Below are 18,209 nucleotides of genomic sequence, written 5' to 3' on the forward strand. Positions count from 1 at the left end.
AGTTACTCCTTTCTGTATTGGTCGCTTCCATTATAGTGAAGTTTTCCATAAAGAAAACTCTATTTTCAGCCCTTACCCTGCAAGCGTTTTGCCAGCACTTCACCTGCATACTGTTGCTGGTACTCGGTCACGTCGCCCGCCTCTGCCCCGTCGAGGGTGTAGCGAGCGCCGCCGCGTTGGATGGCTTGCAGGTATAAAGCATGGTTGGTGTGCATCCTTAGCACTTTCTGCACGACCTTTTTCGATGCGCCGGGAAAGTGTTCATCATTCACCAGTTTGAACAACTCCTTTTCAATGCCGACGGCGAGCGGTTGGAACATTATCCAGATGTGGAAGGCGTTCAGGCGGTCGTTCAATTCGCGGGCTTTCAGGTCTGACGGTGGTGTGACCTGCTTTTTTGGTGCGGCTGGTTTGCGCGGTGGTTTTTTGGCTTTGGGTTTGGGTGGCTTGGGTGCTGGCACGCGCTGCACTTGGGGCAGTTCGTCACGCCTGATGATGCGCTTCCCGGTGCGTTGGATTGTGCCAACGGGTGAATTTACCGGGCCAGTGTTGGCAGGTTTGCGGGTAATGCTTAAGGTTTTCTTGGGTGTGTCGTTCATGTGTCCAAACTCCCTGTATCAGGTATTGCTTGCCGCTGGTGCGGTCTTGGATGTGGGCAGTTTACCCGATGTGAGGTTCAACAGCCTATCGGTGATGGTTTGCATAGGGTCACGCAGGCTTTCGAGGTCGGTGACGATGTAACCGCCGGTCACGTCCGCCGCGCCTGTTTTGTGGTTGATCAAGCGTTTCAGGGTGTAGCCCCGCACGCCGATATTTTCCGCCGTGGTGGTGAATGTTCGTCTCAGGTCGTGCATTGCCCATTGTATCCCGGTTTTTTCGCGGATGGCGTTTATGACGGCCTCCACGTTGGATAGTGGCGACTGGTTGTCGGTTGCCCGGAATACCAGCCCGCTGCCCTGCCCCGTCCATGTTTGCCACTCTGCCAGCAAGTTATGGGTAAAGGTGGTTAGCGGTAGTTCATGACTTAGGTGGTTCTTGGTGTCTTCGAGCCGTGCCACGCGGGTTTTCAGGTCGACATTTTCCCACAGCAGGCCGCTGCACTCGCTGCGACGGTAGCCGTTGAAGAGGGTCAGCAGGAAGTAAGTGCGGGCTTTGTGTGCCAGCCCGCCGCCGTACCATTCTGGCAGGGTGTCGACTGCCTGAAACCATGCTGGTAAGTTTTCATTGCTGATAATCGTCTTTTTGCGCTCCACTCTATTCCATGCCCGACTGTGTGAGAGTCGCTTGACCGGGTTGGTGGTAATGATCGGTTTGCCTGCCTTATCCAAATATTCCTCAGAGGCATAGTTGAATATGCACCTAAGCACGCGCATTTCATTATTAGCCCGTGCCTCAGAATGTTGGCTGCGTTCCCGGTGGCGAGTTTCCACCATTTCGCGGCTGATTTTGGAAAGTGGCAACTCTTGCCAGTCGGGGAACCCTACCCTAACTGAGCGTTCGTAATCCTTGATGGTGGTCTGCTTCAAATTCTTGTGTGATCGGGTGTAGTCCTGAAAGGCTTTCCCCAATGTCAGGTTATCGAACTGGCGAACCTCTGCCCTTTTTTGGTTGCTGGTCTGGTGCGTGCTGGCAATCTGCGAGAGTTCCGCCAATGCCTTTTCACGCGCTTGCACAACGGTCATAGCAGGAAACCTTCCCAACGTGACCCGCGCCGCCTTGCCGTCAATATGCTTGCGCACCTGAAACGAACGTGCGCCGGGTGGTGTGACCATGATCAGCAGGCCGCTGATTTTGGTGTCGTACACGTAGCGCCGCCCGGTGTTGGGTGGCTCAAGTGCTTCTAACACGGCTTTGGTGAAGTTGATTTTTTCCGGCATGGCTTGCCCCTTAGTGGTTCGGTCTGTGTTCGGTTTTGAGCATAGCAGAACGTTCGGGCGGGGTCATGTTGGCGCTGTTTACGGGGTCATGACTAAAATCAAGGGTCTGCTAAGGTCTGCTAGGGTTTGGCGGTTTGTGGGTGCGTGCAGGTTGTTTTTCATGCGGTTTTGCGCGTTATCTTGGGTTTATGAATCCCCGGCTCTTAAAATCCCTCGGTGGCGACACCGTGCCGGTTCGAGTCCGGCTCCGGGCACCAAATTTTTCAAGCACTTGCTGATAAATCGTTAGACAGGCTTCACTGCCATAAACGTCACAAACGCGGTATTAGCGTTAATCACCTCAATCTTTTCCAAGCCTAAGTTAGCCAGCACATTCAAATACCAAGTGAATGGATAAGTCACCAACACCCCCTCGATCTGCTGACGCTTCCTATCAATTTCTTCCTCTGTCACACCATTGGCTCGCTTATAGTCATAATACAGATCATGGACACAAGCACTGCTTGATACCTTATCAGACAGAATCAAAGTACCGCCGGGCGCTAATGAACGCTTAATCGCCTCCAAATACTCAAGCGGATTGCGGATAAAATGTAACGTCCAATTATTCAGTACATAGTCAAACGGACCCTGTATTTCCGGGAAACTGTCCGAATGAATGAGCGTTGCTTCTTGAAAAGACTTAGCCAACATATCTGCCGAGGCATCCACCCCATAGAGATTCCGGTAACCTGCTTGATACAATTGCCTTAATGTCTCACCAGTGGCACTCCCCACATCAATGATTTTGGGCTGCTTCAGCTTTCCCTTGCCAATCACACGCACACACAAATCGATAACCCGCAAATAGTCGGGAATTTCTCGTCGAGCAATACCATCAAAAACTTCCGCAACTTGCGCATCAAACCTCCATTCGCCCGGAGCAGCCGTGCTTGCCAACAAAATTGCTTGCTGTTGGTATTCAAGGGTTCTGGCAGCAGACACGGGATCATGTTCCCAAGAACGCTTCTGGCCGGACTGCTGGGGTAAATGGCTTTCCAAGGTCGTCAGCTTTTGCTGTTCATCACGGCCATAACGCACTGCAAAACGAATCGGCAAATCACTACTTCCCAGAGCACTTTCATCATAAATCACGGTATCGGGATTCAAGGGAAACGCCAGCTTATTTTCCTGATTGGTAAAACCATTCAGACGAAACAAAATATCCAATGCTGACAAAGAGGTAGTGGCGGAAATGCCCAGCATCGACTGATTACCGTGATCAAGGTTAACCTCTTGATCGGTGACGTACTCTGTAATCGCCATATCCAGCGGTAATTTCCCGGCACGCATACTGGGTGGGTAATTGGTTTCCACCACCACTTGCTGACTCGCTACGCGGCAAGCCTGATCAATAATTTGCTTGGTATCGACGAAGTGATACAACATACCCGCCAGCAAGACCAAGTCGAATGCCTGATCATCGGTTGCTAATAGATAGCTACGGACATCCTGATGAATGATTTCAACGCGATCCTGCCAATGCGCTAACAAGCGACGGGATTCACTCACGTAGTTTTGCTGCACCTCAACGCCCGTGTAACGCGCCGCGCCGTTGAACAACGCCCATTGCCCTGCCGCGCCATAACAGGAACCTAAATCAAGCACCGTCTTGCCTTGGAGTAGGTGCGCTGGCAGCAATGTGCCGAATTTAGCCTCCAAAAAGGCCTTGCTGGTTGGGTTAAAGCCTCGGTGACGGCGATTATCCTCTTGATAAAAAGCCGGGTAATCATCGTAGGCCAGTGTTTTGCACAGATTTGCCATCTCTTCTTTCACCGCATATCCAGTTGTTTATAACGCATCACCGACTTTGGTATATTCACCGGTGAGCGTCAACACCGCAAACAACGCACAGTCAGGAGTTTCTTATGACCCATGTGGTCTGCCAATTTTCCCAATTAACCCAACAATTTGATACCAAGACGGTATTTACCGGGCTTTCCTCCACCCTGACAGGCGGATTGACCGGGCTGGTCGGGCGTAACGGGCAAGGCAAATCGGTATTACTCGCCCTACTCGCGCAAGACCTCCCGCCCACGAGCGGCAACATCCGCTGGCTTGTGCCATTTTATTGGGTGCCGCAACTGCAACGCTTGCAAGGTTTGCGTTTGGCGGACGCTTTGGGCGTTGGCGTGTTATATGACAGTTTCGAGCGCATCCAGTCCGGTGAAGCCAGCGCAGAAGATTTCACACAAGTTGAAGACCGTTGGCATCTGCCCTCTCTGTGGGAACAGGAACTGCACCAAGCGGGTCTGGATTTGCCCTTGTCTACGCCCGTCCAACAGTTGAGTGGCGGCGAACAAACCCGGCTGGCATTGTGCCGGGCATTTTTACAACCTGACCATTACTTGTTATTGGACGAACCCAGCAACCATCTGGATACGGAAGGTCGTCAGTGGCTGTTGGCAAAGCTGACCCAACACCCGGCTGGCGCATTGGTTTCCACCCATGACCGCGAACTACTGCAACAGGTGGAACGGATACTGGAACTAAATCAGCATGGTTTGAACGAATACGGCGGTAATTACGCCATCTACCAATCTATCCGTGATGCCCAAGTTTCTGCCACAGAACAGCAACTCGCGACCCTCAAACGTAACCGCCAGCAACAGAAACTGGAACAGCAAGCTGCTTTGGAAAAATCCGCCCATCGCCGCAAACAGGGTGAACGCCAACGCCATTCCGGTTCGCAAAGCAAACTGCTGATGGATGCTCAACAGGATCGCTCCGAAAGCACCCTAGCCAAACTCAAGCAACAACACCAGCAACGCACCGAACAATTGACCGCCGAATTGGGCGCTACTCAAACCCGGTTGGAGATCATTAAACCGCAAACGCTACGCTCTGCCCCGGAAGCAGCACATCACAGCCTGTGCCTGCATTTGTCCGAACTGGTGTTGCCTTATGTAAAAAATGTCCCGCTTACCCTCACGGTACATCAGGGCGAACGCTGGCATATCCAGGGTAGGAATGGTTCTGGCAAATCTACCCTGCTGCGCGTGATTGCCGGGCTGGAACAGCCGATTGCAGGTAACTGCGAAGTGCATGGACGTTGTGTGTATCTAGATCAGCACTTCAGCCTGCTGGATGAAAACGAATCCGCCCTAGGCAACCTGCAACGCCTGCACCCTGACAGCAGCGAAACCAGCCTGCGTACCGAACTGGCGGGGTTACGGATGCGCGGCGACAAGGCATTACAACCCCTGAAGGAACTGAGCGGCGGTGAACGCCTGAAAGTAGCCTTGCTAGCGGTACTTATCGGCGAAAATGCCCCGACCTTGCTGTTGTTGGATGAACCCGACAACCATCTAGATCTGGACTCGCGCTTATTGCTGGAACAAACACTGGCCGATTACCCCGGCGCACTGCTAGTGGTTTCACACGACCCAGCGTTTATTACCGCCCTAGGTATCTCGGCGAGCCTAACATTAAACGCCTGAAACCTTGAGCCATTACATCAGCCGCTTAACCTTACGCGTCGCCAGCGCCTGCAACGGGTCATCCGGCCACGGATGCTTGGGGTAACGCCCCTTCATATCCTTTTTCACATCATGGTAAGACGTGCGCCAAAATCCCGCCAAATCCTGCGTAATCTGCAACGGCCTGCCCGCTGGCGAAAGCAGATGCACCAGCAGCGCCACCCTGCCATTGGCAATGGTCGGGGTTTGTTCGCACCCAAACATTTCCTGCAATTTCACCGCGAGTACCGGCGGCGCTTGGCTGTAGTCGATGGCAATGGAACTCCCGGAGGGAACTTCCAGCCGTTTGGGGGCAAGCTGTTCAAGGCGCTGTTGCCTGTCCCACGGCAACAAGGTGCTGAGAATCGCGCTTAAATCCAGCTTTCTGAAATCACCCAGCACATTGACCGTATCCAAATACGGAGCAAGCCAGTTTTCCAGTGTTGCCAACAGGTTAGCCCGGCTCACATCAGGCCAATGCTGCTCAGGCTCGACGCGGTGCAACAGATTGACCCTTGCGCACCATTGCTCGTGTTCCGCCTGCCACGGCAACACATCTAACCCTTGCTTGCGGATGAAACCGATTAGGGCGGCACTTTTAGCCTCGGCTGGCACGGCTTGCAGGGCTTTACGTTGCAATACCAGTGCGCCAATTTTGTGCTGTGCTTCGGCGATGAAGCGCCCGGCTTTAGTATCCCATTCCACCACGGTTTGCGTGCGTACCTGATCTGCCAAAGCGCTGGTAAACAGCTTGTCATCCAGTGCGGCAGCGGCACGGATCGTGTCGCTTTTCGCACCGCCCGTGCTGCTGACTTCGGCAATCGCCAGCCACGCCTGATTGCCAAGCGCATGTTTGCTGGGCAAGTCGGCACTACGCCCATTGGCAAGCTGGTAGCCGCCGGAATGCCGCCGTCTAGCAATACGATCCGGGTAGGCGCAGGCCAGCAAATAGCCGTGAATTTGCGGGGCGGGGAGCAAAAAGCTCACACCACTTTCTGGCAATGTCTGGGCGCGAACTTGCTCAACAAACTGATTTGCCAGTTGGCGGGTACGTTGCAGCCAGCCTTGCTGTGGGTACGGGCACTTGGCTGTGCCTGCCAGTATTTCCAGCGGCTGGCTAATGTCGGGATTGTCTTGGCTGAACGGGTTACGCTCAGAAAGCAGGCTGGCAAGGTTGGCGGCGGCGCTCAAGTGTCCGGCTTGTGCGCCACAAATCAGCAGGTGGGCAAGGCGCGGATGCACCGGCAGATTGCACATCACTTGCCCGTGTGCAGTCAGTACCGTGGCTTTGCCCTTGCGTTGAATCGCACCGAGCGTTTCCAGCAAATCCAGCGCCTGTTGCCAAAGGCCAGCAGGCGGTACATCCAACCAGCGTAATTCCGCTGGGTCATCAACACCCCATTGCAGCAGCTGCAAGGCCAGTGGGGCGAGATCGGCACGCAAAATTTCCGGGGTATTGTGCGCTGCTAATTGTTCTTGCTGACTTTCCGTCCAAAGTCGATAGCACACACCGGGGGCAAGTCGGCCTGCCCGCCCGGCTCGTTGGGTGCTGGAGGCGCGGGAAATACGCGTGGTATGCAAACCCGTCATGCCTGTCCCGGGGTCAAAACGGGCTTCGCGCACCAGCCCTGAATCCACGACCACATCCACACCTTCGATGGTCAGGCTGGTTTCGGCGATATTGGTTGCCAGCACGACTTTGCGTTCGTCGGGGTTGGCAAGGGGCGCGATGGCTTGTTGCTGTTCGTCCAGCGTGAGGTTGCCGTACATCGGGCGCAAATGCACGCCACGCATCCGGCGTTCCACCAGCCATTCGCCGAGTGCTTGGGTGGTGCGGTGAATTTCCCCCTGTCCGGGCAGAAAGGCGAGGATGCTGCTGGCGGGGTTGTCGCTCAAGGCTTGCCGCAGGGTGACAAGCATACGTTCGACAATGCGTTCGCCGGGTTTGGCTGCTTGCCCATAGCGAATGTCTACCGGGTAAGTACGGCCTTCACTGCGCACCACCGGCGCGTCATCCAGCAGACTGGCGATAGCAACGCTATCCAGTGTGGCGGACATCACCAACAGTTTCAGCGGATGGCTGGCGTCACGGAACAGTTCACGCCCTTTCAAGCACAGGCTGAGGGCGAGGTCAGAATCCAGATTGCGTTCGTGGAATTCGTCGAAAATCACCAAGCCAACACCGTCCAGCGACGGGTCTTGCTGCACAAAACGGGTGAGGACGCCTTCGGTAATGACTTCAATGCGGGTCTGGCGGCTGGTTTTGTTGTCGAGCCGCATTCGGTAGCCCACGGTTTGACCTGCGCTTTCGTTCAGCAAACTGGCCATGCGATGCGCGGCATTTTTAGCGGCAATGCGGCGCGGTTCGAGCATGAGGATTTTTTTACTGGCAAGCCACGGCTCATCGAGCAATGCGAGCGGCACACGGGTGGTTTTACCTGCGCCGGGTGGCGCTTCCAACACTACTTCGTGGCGTTCACGCAGCGCTTGCTTAAGATCGTCGAGGACAGCTTCAATGGGAAGCACTTGTTCGGTAAAGGGTATTTTCATGGGCGGCATGATAACCAGTAAAACATTGCAATTCATCTTAAAGCACCGATAATGTCGTTATCGACAGAATGGTGCAAAGCACAATTATTAACTATTCATCGAGAAGCACACCACTCACCCCACCACTGGAGATTACACCGTGCAAGCATTTACCAACCATGGCCAAAACGTCATTAATGACTTGGCTCAACGTTATGGACTTTCCACAGACGCTGTTACCAACATGCTCTACGCTGTCATGAACGGCAACGGCACGATGGCGCAATTCAACATCCCCGAACTGGGCGGCGGCGGCCAGTGGATGCAAGGCGGCATGACCATGGTCGGCGACATGTTTAATTATGGTTTGAAAACAACCGTGAACAACCTGTGCGCCGAACTTTCCAACCTGCTATCCAGCCAGAACCCGGCCATGTTCCAACCCCCCGTCAGCAGCCAGTCGCAATATCAAGGCAATGGGCAGAACAGCCTGTTTGTCGCTAACCCGTCAGGCTACGGTAACTGGTGGCAGGCAGATCTCGGGCAAGCTTCTTCTTCCGGCGCACAAAACAACATTCGCTACGCCTACTTCCCGTCTACCCAGCGGCTGGCATTGGAAATCAACGGTCATGTCACCATTTATGACACGCTGGATAACCAGATTGGCGGTGTTTCCCAGCAACAAAGCGGCAGTGCATCGCTGACCTTCACCAGCCAGTACGGGTTAGTACAAGTCGAAAACCTGCCGATTATTTCCATTGATGGCGTCGCCCAACAGCCGAAAAATCAGGCTCCGATACAAAACAACGCCTATACGCCACCGGTTTTCACACCTGCACCAGAGCAAAGATTTAACAACACCAATGTCTCAGAAAGCGATATTTTCGCCCTGATTGAAAAGCTGGCTGACTTGAAACAGAAAGGTATTCTCAGCGACGAAGAATTCGCGACGAAAAAGGCCGAGTTGTTGCAACGACTGTAACAACCCGCCAATCATCATTTGTAAGCCTTAGCAAGGTTGTCGAATAATTTTCGACTCATGCCGGTGATCTGCAAGAATTTGTCTAATTCTGCTGCTAACGAGGAAGACTGGTAAGATTCCTGCATAATCAGCAGAGAAAAGCCTGTCGCTGCATTGAGTGCATCAATGGCTTTAAGCATCATTGCCTGATCATCGGCATATACTTCACCAAAAATACGAATCAGTTCAGATTGAATGATCGTCATCGCCCCTGCCACAAACTCAACCGGTAGCTTTACTTGCACATGCACATCGCCGACATGGTAAAGTTTTCGGGTGTACTCCTCACTAAAATCACTGTTAAACAACTCATGTAACCAAACAACATGAGTGCTCTTCAAGCTTTCGACACGACCCTCAAGAAAGTCACGCGTATTGGGAATTGCTAGCAGACGCTCATAAAAAACATCCGATACGTCTTCTAACCTTGTATTTATATCAGGATAAATTTTACGCAATAAAGCTGCTTTTTCATTATCCAATCCTGAGAATTGCCTAGCATACTCACAAATGGCTTGTATATTAATAGGTTGCACCGTCTAGTTCCTCATTAAAAATGCTTTTAATTAATGCATGATGACATACTGAAACAGTATAGAGGTATCTCGCTTATATCAAGATAGAATCATTACAAATCAAGGCAGACTCGTGCATCCAACCCACATAGCCACGACACCTTACCTAAAACCCGCTATGATGTACGGCTACCCCGTTACCCAAGAGCCGTCCCATGCCCAATTCCTTTGCGAATTTAAACCTGCCTACCCAACAACTCGCCAATCTCGGCAACTTGGGTTATAAACTAATGACCGGTATTCAGGCCAAAGCCCTGCCACCCGCGCTACAAGGCTCTGATTTGATTGGGCAAGCTAAAACCGGTAGCGGCAAAACCGCCGTATTCGCTATTACCTTGCTGGCCAAACTTGACCCACAAAACTTTGCCGTGCAAGCCTTGGTGATGTGCCCTACCCGCGAACTCAGTGCGCAAGTCGCCACCGAAATCCGCCGCCTTGCCCGTTACCAGCCCAATATCAAAGTCGTCACCTTAACGGGCGGACAACCTCTCGCACCGCAAGCCACCTCGCTGGAACACGGCGCACACGTCATCGTCGGCACACCGGGGCGCATCGGCGACCATATCGGCAAAAAGACGATTGACCTCAGCCAGATTCACACACTGGTGCTCGATGAAGCTGACCGGATGCTGGAAATGGGCTTCATGGAAGACATCGGCAGAATCATCAGCCTCACCCCCAAATACCGCCAAACCTTGCTGTTCTCCGCCACCTACCCGGACGACATTAAACGCCTGAGTGCGCAATTTCAGCGCAACCCCGTCGAAGTCAAAGCTGAAGCCTTGCACCACGCGGGCGTCATTAACCAGCACTCGTTCCTGTGTGAAAAGCCCCATCGTTTACAGGCACTTGAAATCCTGCTGGCGCATTTCAAACCGCGTTCTGCGGTGATTTTCTGCAATATGAAAGTCGGCGTGCGTGAAATCACCGAACACCTCGACCAACTTGGTTTCAGCGTCAAAGCCCTGCACGGTGAAATGGACCAACGTGACCGCGATGAAGTCTTCGTGCAATTCAAGCACAACAGTTTCAACATACTGGTTGCTACCGACGTCGCCGCTCGCGGGCTGGACATCGAAGACCTGCCTTGCGTCATCAACTACGAATTGCCGCACGATGCCGATGTTTACATCCACCGCGTCGGGCGTACCGGGCGAGCGGGCAAGGAAGGCATGGCGCTCAACCTGCTCACCGATGCCGAACGCCACAAACTCGCTGACATTGGTATCGCGCAAAAAACCGAACTGGACTACGAAGTCATTACCGCGCTACCTAAAGCCGCCCTCAGCCCCACCCAGCCCAACAACGTGACATTACGCATTGCTGCCGAGCGCAAGGAAAAAATTCGCCCCGGTGACATTCTCGGCGCATTGACTGGCGAAGGCGGTATCAATGGCAAATCCGTCGGCAAAATCGACGTGATGGATTACGCCGCTTACGTCGCCATCGAGCGCAGCGCTGCCAAACAAGCCCTCGCTTGCCTACTCAATGGCAAAATCAAAGGGCGCAAATTCAAGGTTACAAAGCTGTAAGGGATTGAACCGATGAATAGTCTGGAATGGCGTGTCACCGCCTCATTGGCTGCCATTTACGCTGTGCGGATGCTTGGCCTGTTCATGATCCTGCCCGTGTTTGCGCTGTATGCCGAAACCCTGCCCGACGCCACCCCGTTTCTGGCGGGCTTGGCGATTGGCATTTATGGCCTGACACAAGCCATTTTTCAGATTCCGCTGGGGGTGCTCTCGGACAAAATCGGGCGTAAACCGGTGATCATCGGCGGGCTGCTGGTGTTTGCGCTGGGCAGCGTCATTGCAGCAATGGCAAGCTCCATGTGGCTAATCATCGTCGGGCGGGCGGTGCAAGGCATGGGCGCGATTGCAGGCCCGACCATGGCCTTAGCTGCCGATTTAACCCGTGAAGAAAACCGTACCCGCATCATGGCCGTGATCGGCATGACCATTGGTTTGTCGTTCATGGGTGGGATGATCCTCGGCCCCATCATCAGCCAGTTCCACGGTGTCGGCGTGCCGGGCATTTTCTGGTTTACCATGATACTGGCCTTGTCAGGCATTGCACTGGTGATATTGGCAGTACCTACTCCCGCACGCATTACCCGTCACCGCGATGCTGGAATCATCAAAGGTTATCTGGGCACTGCACTGCGCAACATTGCCCTGTTACGCATGAATGCAGGCGTATTCATTATCCATCTGGTGATGACCGCCAACTTTCTGGTCTTGCCCGCGATTTTTGAACATGAGCTTGCCCTACCCCGCGCCGAACACTGGAAAATCTACCTACCAGTGTTTGCAGGCTCGTTTCTGATCGCCATCCCGATGATTATCCTTGCGGAAAAAAAGCAGCAAATCCGCACCTTGCTGCTGGGCAGCACCCTGCTACTGGTAATGGCAGAAGCTGGCATGGCACTAGGGCATACGCAAATCGACTGGTTACTGGCGGCGTTTTTCCTGTTTTTTGTCGGCTTCAATTTTCTGGAAGCCACCCAACCCTCGCTGGTCGCTAAATACTCCGATGTCAGCACCAAAGGCACGGCGATGGGCATTTTCAGCAGCTCACAATTCCTCGGCATTTTTGCGGGCGGTTTCCTCGGCGGCATGATCAACCATACGTGGGGGGAAACCGGCGTCTTTGTGTTCAGCGCCATCGTGGTACTGATCTGGTTTGTGATTGCCCTGCAATTACCGCAGCCAACCTTCTATACTAGTCGGATACTGAAGCTCGACCCACTGCTACTGTCTGACCCGCAACGCCTGCACAAGGAGTTGTTGGCAGTACCGGGCGTCAAGGAAGTCGCCATTGCAGCAGATGAGTGCATCGCTTATCTGAAACTCGACAAGGCCAGTCTGGACGAGGCCGCTCTGGATGCATTCTCCCCCCCTTCAGCGTAGAATCTCACGGAAATATTTACATAAGGAACGAATATGGCACGAGGTATCAACAAAGTAATTCTGGTCGGCACGGTCGGTAAAGACCCTGAAATGAAATACATGCCCAGTGGTGACGCGATGGCTAATATCAGCGTCGCCACCAATGACACGTGGAAAGACAAAAATACCGGCGAGAAAAAAGAAGCTACCGAATGGCATCGCGTTGTCTTTTTCAAACAATTAGCCGATATTGTCGGCAAATACGTGCGTAAAGGTCAGCAGATATACATTGAAGGCAGCCTGAAAACCCGTTCATGGGAAAAAGACGGTCAAAAGCACTACTCCACTGAAATCGTCGCCTCTGACATGCAAATGCTGGGCGGTCGTCCCGGTGGCGGTATGGAATCAGGTAATTACGACAATGCCCCTGCGCCACGTAGCAATCAAGGCAATTCAGGTGGTGGTTACTCAGGTGGCAGCGCACCGGCATCGAGTGGTGGTGGCGGCAACAACTCCAATCACTTTGAAGACTTCGATGACGACATCCCGTTCTAGGCGTCATCTAGGGCATACCCTTGCAAACACTGGCTTTCGCACCAGTAGGCAAGGGTGAGCCTACCTCTTATAATCCGCGCAGTGCTTGTACTGGAGGAGCTCACCGAGCCAGCTAGGAGGAATACAAGCACTGCTAAAGAGTTGTGACAACGTAGTAAAACATGACACAACCTACAGAATTAAAACAATGTTTTTAGAGCCACCATAGGTGGCTCTTTTCTTTTGTGCCTAGCTTTCGAAACCTTGACCAATCCACGCAGTCAGCGTTTCGTGGAACATCACATCGGTTAACTCTTCGGTAATAGCTTCCTGAATATCGGCGGCATCATGCGCCTGTCCTTCTTCACTTTGAGCCGTTTCCAACATTTCCGCTCGCACCTGATCCAGGTACACCAAAATTTCTTCCGCCTCTGCCCGTTCAATCGGCAACATGCCAAAGCTGAAAATAAACTGGTTATTCGGCAGGCTCAGCAAGCGCGAAGCAATGCAGATATTGGTGGGAATATTGGTAGCATCCAATTGTGCCAATACACTCGGTTCATCAGAACCCAAACGGCGCACCTCAACCTTTTTACCGACTTTGCCGACGACTTCCCAGAGCGCCAATTCAGAATGGGCAAACGCTTCCAGATACTGGCACGCGAAAGACTTTTCTTCCTGCTGTACCCGTGCACGGATAAACTCTTGCAGTACCGTTTCGCCGTCTTCATTGGTTTCGGTCGTGACAAAATGCTCAAACACATGGGAATGCAGCATTTGCCCCAGCGGCTCTTCTTCGAGGTAATCCAACACTTCATCACCGGATAGCTCTAACATCTCCGCAGCATAAGCAATGGCATCGGAGAAGACTTCAACCATCCAATCTTCCCAAGGTGGCTTGGCGATATAGGCGCTCAATAGTTCCATTGCACCGCTGACTTGTTTTTCCTGTTCCGCTGTACTCACGGCTGAATTCCTTTTGGTGGTAGTAAAACTTAAGGGTAGTAAAATAATGATAAAGGGTGTTGAAACATGTTAGCACGTCTATGGTTTTTGCTCATCCTTTCACAAATTACAGCAAACCACGCTCAGCAAACGACACCACCTCATCACCGATCACGAAGTGATCCAGCACCCGCACATCAATCAGGTGCAATGCATCTTTGAGCTTCTGGGTAATACGCTCATCCGCCTGACTCGGTTCGGCGACACCCGAGGGATGATTATGGGAGAAAATAATAGCTGCTGCATTGTGATACAACGCACGGCGCACCACTTCGCGGGGGTGTACACTGGCTCCATCGATCGTTCCGCGAAATAGCTCTTCATACTGAATCACCCGATGACGGTTATCCAGAAAAAGGCAGGCGAACACTTCGAAACGGTAGTCACGCAATTTAGAGACGAGATAAAAACGGACAGCATCTGGATCAGTCAAGGGGTCACCACGGCGCATTTTTTCGCCCAGATACCGCCGCGACATTTCCAGAACAGCTTGCAATTGCACGTATTTAGCCACGCCCATACCGTGCGTCGCACAAAAATTTTGTGCATCTGCATCAAATAATTGACGTAGACTTCCAAACGTTTGTAACAACTCCCGCGAGAGGTCAACAGCACTCTTACCCTTGACACCGACTCGCAGGAAAATAGCCAGCAATTCAGCATCGGATAAAGCTTGTGCACCCCGTGACATTAATTTCTCACGAGGTCTGTCTTCAAGCGGCCAGTCAGTAATTGCCATAATAGTTCGCTTTTTTTATGCATGATTTATAGGGATCCAGAAGTTAAATCTTATGTCACTACTCACTGGTAAAAATATTCTTTTAGGGATCAGTGGCGGTATCGCGGCCTACAAATCCGCCGAGCTGCTACGTCTGTTGGTAAAACAGGGCGCAAACGTGCGTGTCTGCATGACCGAATCCGCCCAAGCCTTTATTACACCCTTAACGATGCAAGCGCTTTCTGGCCACCCAGTACACACCCAACTACTCGACCCACAAGCCGAAATGGGCATGGGACATATCGAGCTAGCACGCTGGGCAGACATCATCCTCATAGCACCCGCCACTGCCAATACACTAGCGCGTCTAGCATGGGGCATGGCAGATGACTTGCTAAGCACAGTTTGCCTTGCTTCCACCGCAACACTGGCAGTCGCCCCTGCCATGAATCAGCAAATGTGGAAAAATCCGGCAACCCAACACAATATCCGCACTCTGAAAGAACGCGGCATCAGCGTATTCGGCCCCGCCGAAGGGGTGCAAGCCTGTGGCGATACTGGCTTCGGCCGAATGCTTGAACCCGCTGATCTCATCAGCGAACTGGAAGGGAATTGCACCACCAGTACCTTACTGCACGGCGTGCGGGTACTGATCACCGCAGGCCCCACCCGTGAAGCCATCGACCCGGTACGTTTTCTCACCAATCGCAGCTCCGGCAAGATGGGTTACGCCGTAGCACGCGCAGCCGCCAGCATGGGCGCAGAAGTCATGCTGGTTTCTGGGCATGTAGCATTGGAATGCCCTGCTGGTGTACGCCGCATTACCACCGAATCAGCGGCGGACATGCTTAACGTGACTAGCGAACAGGCTAAGCAAGCTGATTTGTTTATCGCCACGGCTGCCGTTGCTGATTACACCCCGACCGAAGTGGCTGACCGAAAAATCAAAAAAAATGCTGACACGCTTCATCTTGAAATGAAACGCACCACCGATATTCTGGCTACCATTAAACAAGAGCATCCACGATTGTTTACCGTTGGCTTTGCCGCTGAAACCCACGACCTGATGACTTACGCCCGCAGTAAACTGGAACGCAAAAACATTGACATGATTGCCGCCAATTCCGTCGCAGGCGGGAAAGCCTTCGACCAAGCCACTAATGCGCTCGAAGTTGTCTGGAAACATGGTCATACATCCTTACCAGAGATGGACAAACAACAGCTCGCCGAAGCACTGATGCAATTGATCGCAACACAATACAACCAACACAATAAGTAATGGAAACCATCTAATGGCACTAATTGAATACAAAATCCTGGATGCTCGTATTGGTAACGAATTTCCTCTACCTGAATACGCCACCAGTGGCTCTGCTGGTATGGATTTACGCGCCTGCCTCGACGAGGCCATCCCGCTAAACCCCGGTGAGACCACCCTGATTCCGACGGGCATTGCGATCCACATCGGTGATCCAAGCCTTGCAGCCGTGATCCTACCGCGCTCCGGCCTTGGGCATAAGCACGGCATTGTGCTCGGTAATCTGGTTGGCCTGATCGACTCCGATTACCAAGGGCAGTTATTCATTTCTTGCTGGAATCGCGGCAACGACAGTTTCACCATCCAGCCGGGCGAACGCATTGCCCAATTGGTATTTGTCCCCGTAGTACAAGTTGCCTTGCAGCAAGTGGAAGACTTCAATCAATCACAACGCGGCGAAGGCGGCTTCGGACACTCAGGAAGGAGCTAAGCTATGACTATCCCACACTCCCCGATTGCGCATTCATTGTTTCGTGCTTATGACGTGCGCGGTGTGTATGCCGACAACCTCACCGAACACAGCGTGCGCCTGATTGGGCAAGCCATTGGCTCACAATTACGCGACATGGGCACGCAATCTGTCGTACTCGGACGTGATGGGAGACTTTCCAGCCCAACATTAGCGCAAGCAGTCACGGAAGGTTTGTTGCAAGCGGGTTGCCACGTCACCGATCTGGGCATGTTGCCAACACCTGTGCTGTATTTTGCAGTGCAATCCGGCCTTGCCCCGCATGGCGTGATGATTACCGGCAGCCATAACCCACCCAACGAAAATGGCATCAAAATCGTCATCAATGGCGAATGCCAATACAACGAACAAATCCAGAATCTCTACGAACGCATTGTCAGAGGCGAACTCTGGCATCAACCACAAGCAGGCAAGTTACACACTGCAACTATCCTGCCCGCCTACCAGCAAGCGGTTTGCCAGCAAATCCACCTGCAACGGCGTTTACGCATCGGGGTAGACTGCGGCAATGGCGCGACAGCACTCTTGGCGGAACAACTGTTCCGGGACATCGGCTGCGAAGTATACCCCCTGTTTTGCGACGTAGACGGCAACTTCCCCAACCACTCACCCGACCCGACCCAGCCCGCCAATCTGCAAGCCCTGCAAACATTGGTGCTGGAACAAGCGCTGGACATTGGCATCGCCTTTGATGGTGATGGCGACCGCCTGATTGCGGTGGATGGTGACGGGCATATCCTTTGGCCTGACCGCATCCTGACCCTGTTGGCGCAAAGCGTCTTGCCTGAACAGCCGGGGCGCGTAGTGGCTTATGACGTGAAATGCACCTATCGGCTGGATAAAGCCATCCATGACGCAGGCGGCATTCCCGGCATGTGCATCAGCGGGCATTCCTTGCTGAAAAAATACATCCGTGAACACGACGCGGTATTGGGTGGCGAATTCAGCGGGCATATCGTGCTGCGCGACCGGGGCATGGAATACGATGACGGCGTGTACATCGCCGCCCGCTTGCTAGAAATCCTTGCACAAGAAACCGCCAGCCCGGCAGATGTCTTCGCCCGCATCCCCGAAGGCTTTAGCACCCCGGAACACAAGCTGCGCTTCGCCTCCTACGAAGCCGCCACGGCGGCCATGGCGATCTGGATGCAAGACCAGCAGTTGCAAGCGCAGCGCCTGATTACCCTCGATGGGATGCGGGCAGAATACGCCGACGGCTGGGGCTTGGCACGTGCATCCAACACCAGCCCTAGCATTACCTTACGCTTTGAGGCCGATACACCGGGGCGACTGGAAGACATCCGCGCCCTGTTCCGTGCAGATATTCAACGCCTACAATTGACCCCGGAGGCACTGCCGTTTTAATCTTGCTGCCTAACTCCCCAAGGATGTGCATCACATGAGCAAGAAACCCGCCAATCCGCAAGATAATGACCCAGAATTCTGGGATCTTGCGGAAAAATTCATTGATCTGGCCAACAGTTCTGTCGAAACCTGCGATTTAGGTAAAGTCGGCGCAGCCATGCTATATGCTGCTGCCCGTTTCAATACCTTCGGTGTCGCGGCCACCTCCCTTGACCGCAAGGAGTTCATCGCCGACGCTGATGACACCATGGACTACCTCAGCAAACAGTTCCGCCACATGCTCGGCGACAACCTGCGCGACTTCAAGGACAACTACAAGGTCTATATCAAGCATTCTGACGAAGAAAACGCTGAAAGCTAAACGAAAAAAAGCCACAAGCATTGCCTGTGGCTTTTTGTTGAGAGCTTAAGGC

Annotated in this window: 16 protein-coding genes; 9 read left to right on the top strand and 7 right to left on the bottom strand. The window is 53.1% G+C overall.

Features of this window, described 5'->3' with window-relative positions; translation table 11 throughout:
- Window positions 1-65 precede the first annotated feature (65 nt).
- The 3 genes from Q394_RS0100365 to Q394_RS0100375 form a co-directional block, all read right to left on the bottom strand.
- On the bottom strand, window positions 66-599 hold the full coding sequence (locus Q394_RS0100365) for a ProQ/FINO family protein (RefSeq protein WP_028487526.1): 534 nt from the start codon (window positions 597-599) through the stop codon (window positions 66-68).
- 18 nt (window positions 600-617) lie between these two features.
- A complete protein-coding gene (locus Q394_RS18540) occupies window positions 618-1,877 on the bottom strand; it encodes a tyrosine-type recombinase/integrase (RefSeq protein ID WP_051542550.1) in 1,260 nt (419 codons plus the stop codon).
- Between the two features lie 285 nt (window positions 1,878-2,162).
- Window positions 2,163-3,680, bottom strand: coding sequence for a class I SAM-dependent methyltransferase (locus tag Q394_RS0100375; protein ID WP_156946704.1), 1,518 nt, complete (start codon window positions 3,678-3,680; stop codon window positions 2,163-2,165).
- Between the two features lie 104 nt (window positions 3,681-3,784).
- On the opposite strand from Q394_RS0100375, the gene Q394_RS0100380 reads away from it, so the two are divergent.
- Window positions 3,785-5,356: an ATP-binding cassette domain-containing protein gene (locus Q394_RS0100380; RefSeq protein ID WP_028487528.1), complete on the top strand. Its 1,572-nt coding sequence runs from the start codon at window positions 3,785-3,787 to the stop codon at window positions 5,354-5,356.
- Window positions 5,357-5,368: 12 nt separating this feature from the next.
- Here Q394_RS0100380 and hrpB read toward each other — a convergent pair whose 3' ends face one another.
- The gene (hrpB, locus tag Q394_RS0100385) at window positions 5,369-7,960 is read right to left on the bottom strand and encodes an ATP-dependent helicase HrpB (protein ID WP_245606707.1); all 2,592 of its coding nucleotides are present in this window, start codon (window positions 7,958-7,960) and stop codon (window positions 5,369-5,371) included.
- A 103-nt stretch (window positions 7,961-8,063) separates the two neighbouring features.
- Here hrpB and Q394_RS0100390 point away from each other — a divergent pair, with 103 nt between their 5' ends.
- Window positions 8,064-8,885: an SHOCT domain-containing protein gene (locus Q394_RS0100390; protein WP_028487530.1), complete on the top strand. Its 822-nt coding sequence runs from the start codon at window positions 8,064-8,066 to the stop codon at window positions 8,883-8,885.
- A 14-nt stretch (window positions 8,886-8,899) separates the two neighbouring features.
- Here Q394_RS0100390 and Q394_RS0100395 read toward each other — a convergent pair whose 3' ends face one another.
- The gene (locus tag Q394_RS0100395) at window positions 8,900-9,460 is read right to left on the bottom strand and encodes a protoglobin domain-containing protein (RefSeq protein WP_028487531.1); all 561 of its coding nucleotides are present in this window, start codon (window positions 9,458-9,460) and stop codon (window positions 8,900-8,902) included.
- Window positions 9,461-9,654: 194 nt separating this feature from the next.
- On the opposite strand from Q394_RS0100395, the gene dbpA reads away from it, so the two are divergent.
- From dbpA to ssb, 3 genes are read left to right on the top strand one after another with little or no spacing between them, the layout of a single operon-like run.
- Window positions 9,655-11,031, top strand: coding sequence for an ATP-dependent RNA helicase DbpA (dbpA, locus tag Q394_RS0100400; RefSeq protein ID WP_028487532.1), 1,377 nt, complete (start codon window positions 9,655-9,657; stop codon window positions 11,029-11,031).
- Window positions 11,032-11,043: 12 nt separating this feature from the next.
- Window positions 11,044-12,408 carry an MFS transporter gene (locus Q394_RS0100405; RefSeq protein ID WP_028487533.1) on the top strand — a complete coding sequence of 455 codons (1,365 nt, stop codon included), beginning with the start codon at window positions 11,044-11,046 and terminating at the stop codon, window positions 12,406-12,408.
- 33 nt (window positions 12,409-12,441) lie between these two features.
- On the top strand, window positions 12,442-12,942 hold the full coding sequence (gene ssb, locus Q394_RS0100410; RefSeq protein WP_028487534.1) for a single-stranded DNA-binding protein: 501 nt from the start codon (window positions 12,442-12,444) through the stop codon (window positions 12,940-12,942).
- A 228-nt stretch (window positions 12,943-13,170) separates the two neighbouring features.
- Here ssb and Q394_RS0100415 read toward each other — a convergent pair whose 3' ends face one another.
- Both Q394_RS0100415 and radC read right to left on the bottom strand, forming a co-directional pair.
- Window positions 13,171-13,887, bottom strand: coding sequence for a hypothetical protein (locus tag Q394_RS0100415; RefSeq protein WP_028487535.1), 717 nt, complete (start codon window positions 13,885-13,887; stop codon window positions 13,171-13,173).
- A gap of 106 nt (window positions 13,888-13,993) precedes the next feature.
- A complete protein-coding gene (gene radC / locus Q394_RS0100420) occupies window positions 13,994-14,665 on the bottom strand; it encodes a RadC family protein (protein ID WP_028487536.1) in 672 nt (223 codons plus the stop codon).
- 52 nt (window positions 14,666-14,717) lie between these two features.
- On the opposite strand from radC, the gene coaBC reads away from it, so the two are divergent.
- From coaBC to Q394_RS0100440, 4 genes are read left to right on the top strand one after another with little or no spacing between them, the layout of a single operon-like run.
- Window positions 14,718-15,923, top strand: a complete 1,206-nt coding sequence (coaBC, locus tag Q394_RS0100425; protein WP_028487537.1) for a bifunctional phosphopantothenoylcysteine decarboxylase/phosphopantothenate--cysteine ligase CoaBC — start codon at window positions 14,718-14,720, stop codon at window positions 15,921-15,923.
- A gap of 13 nt (window positions 15,924-15,936) precedes the next feature.
- Complete coding sequence (gene dut, locus Q394_RS0100430) at window positions 15,937-16,392, top strand: dUTP diphosphatase (protein ID WP_028487538.1); 456 nt, start codon at window positions 15,937-15,939, stop codon at window positions 16,390-16,392.
- Between the two features lie 3 nt (window positions 16,393-16,395).
- Entirely contained in the window at window positions 16,396-17,796 is a 1,401-nt protein-coding gene (locus Q394_RS0100435) for a phosphomannomutase/phosphoglucomutase (protein WP_028487539.1), read from the top strand.
- Between the two features lie 34 nt (window positions 17,797-17,830).
- Window positions 17,831-18,157 carry a DUF3144 domain-containing protein gene (locus tag Q394_RS0100440; protein ID WP_028487540.1) on the top strand — a complete coding sequence of 109 codons (327 nt, stop codon included), beginning with the start codon at window positions 17,831-17,833 and terminating at the stop codon, window positions 18,155-18,157.
- Window positions 18,158-18,209 lie beyond the last annotated feature (52 nt).

The sequence above is a fragment of the Thiothrix lacustris DSM 21227 genome, from assembly GCF_000621325.1.
GTDB classification, from domain to species: Bacteria; Pseudomonadota; Gammaproteobacteria; order Thiotrichales; family Thiotrichaceae; genus Thiothrix; species Thiothrix lacustris.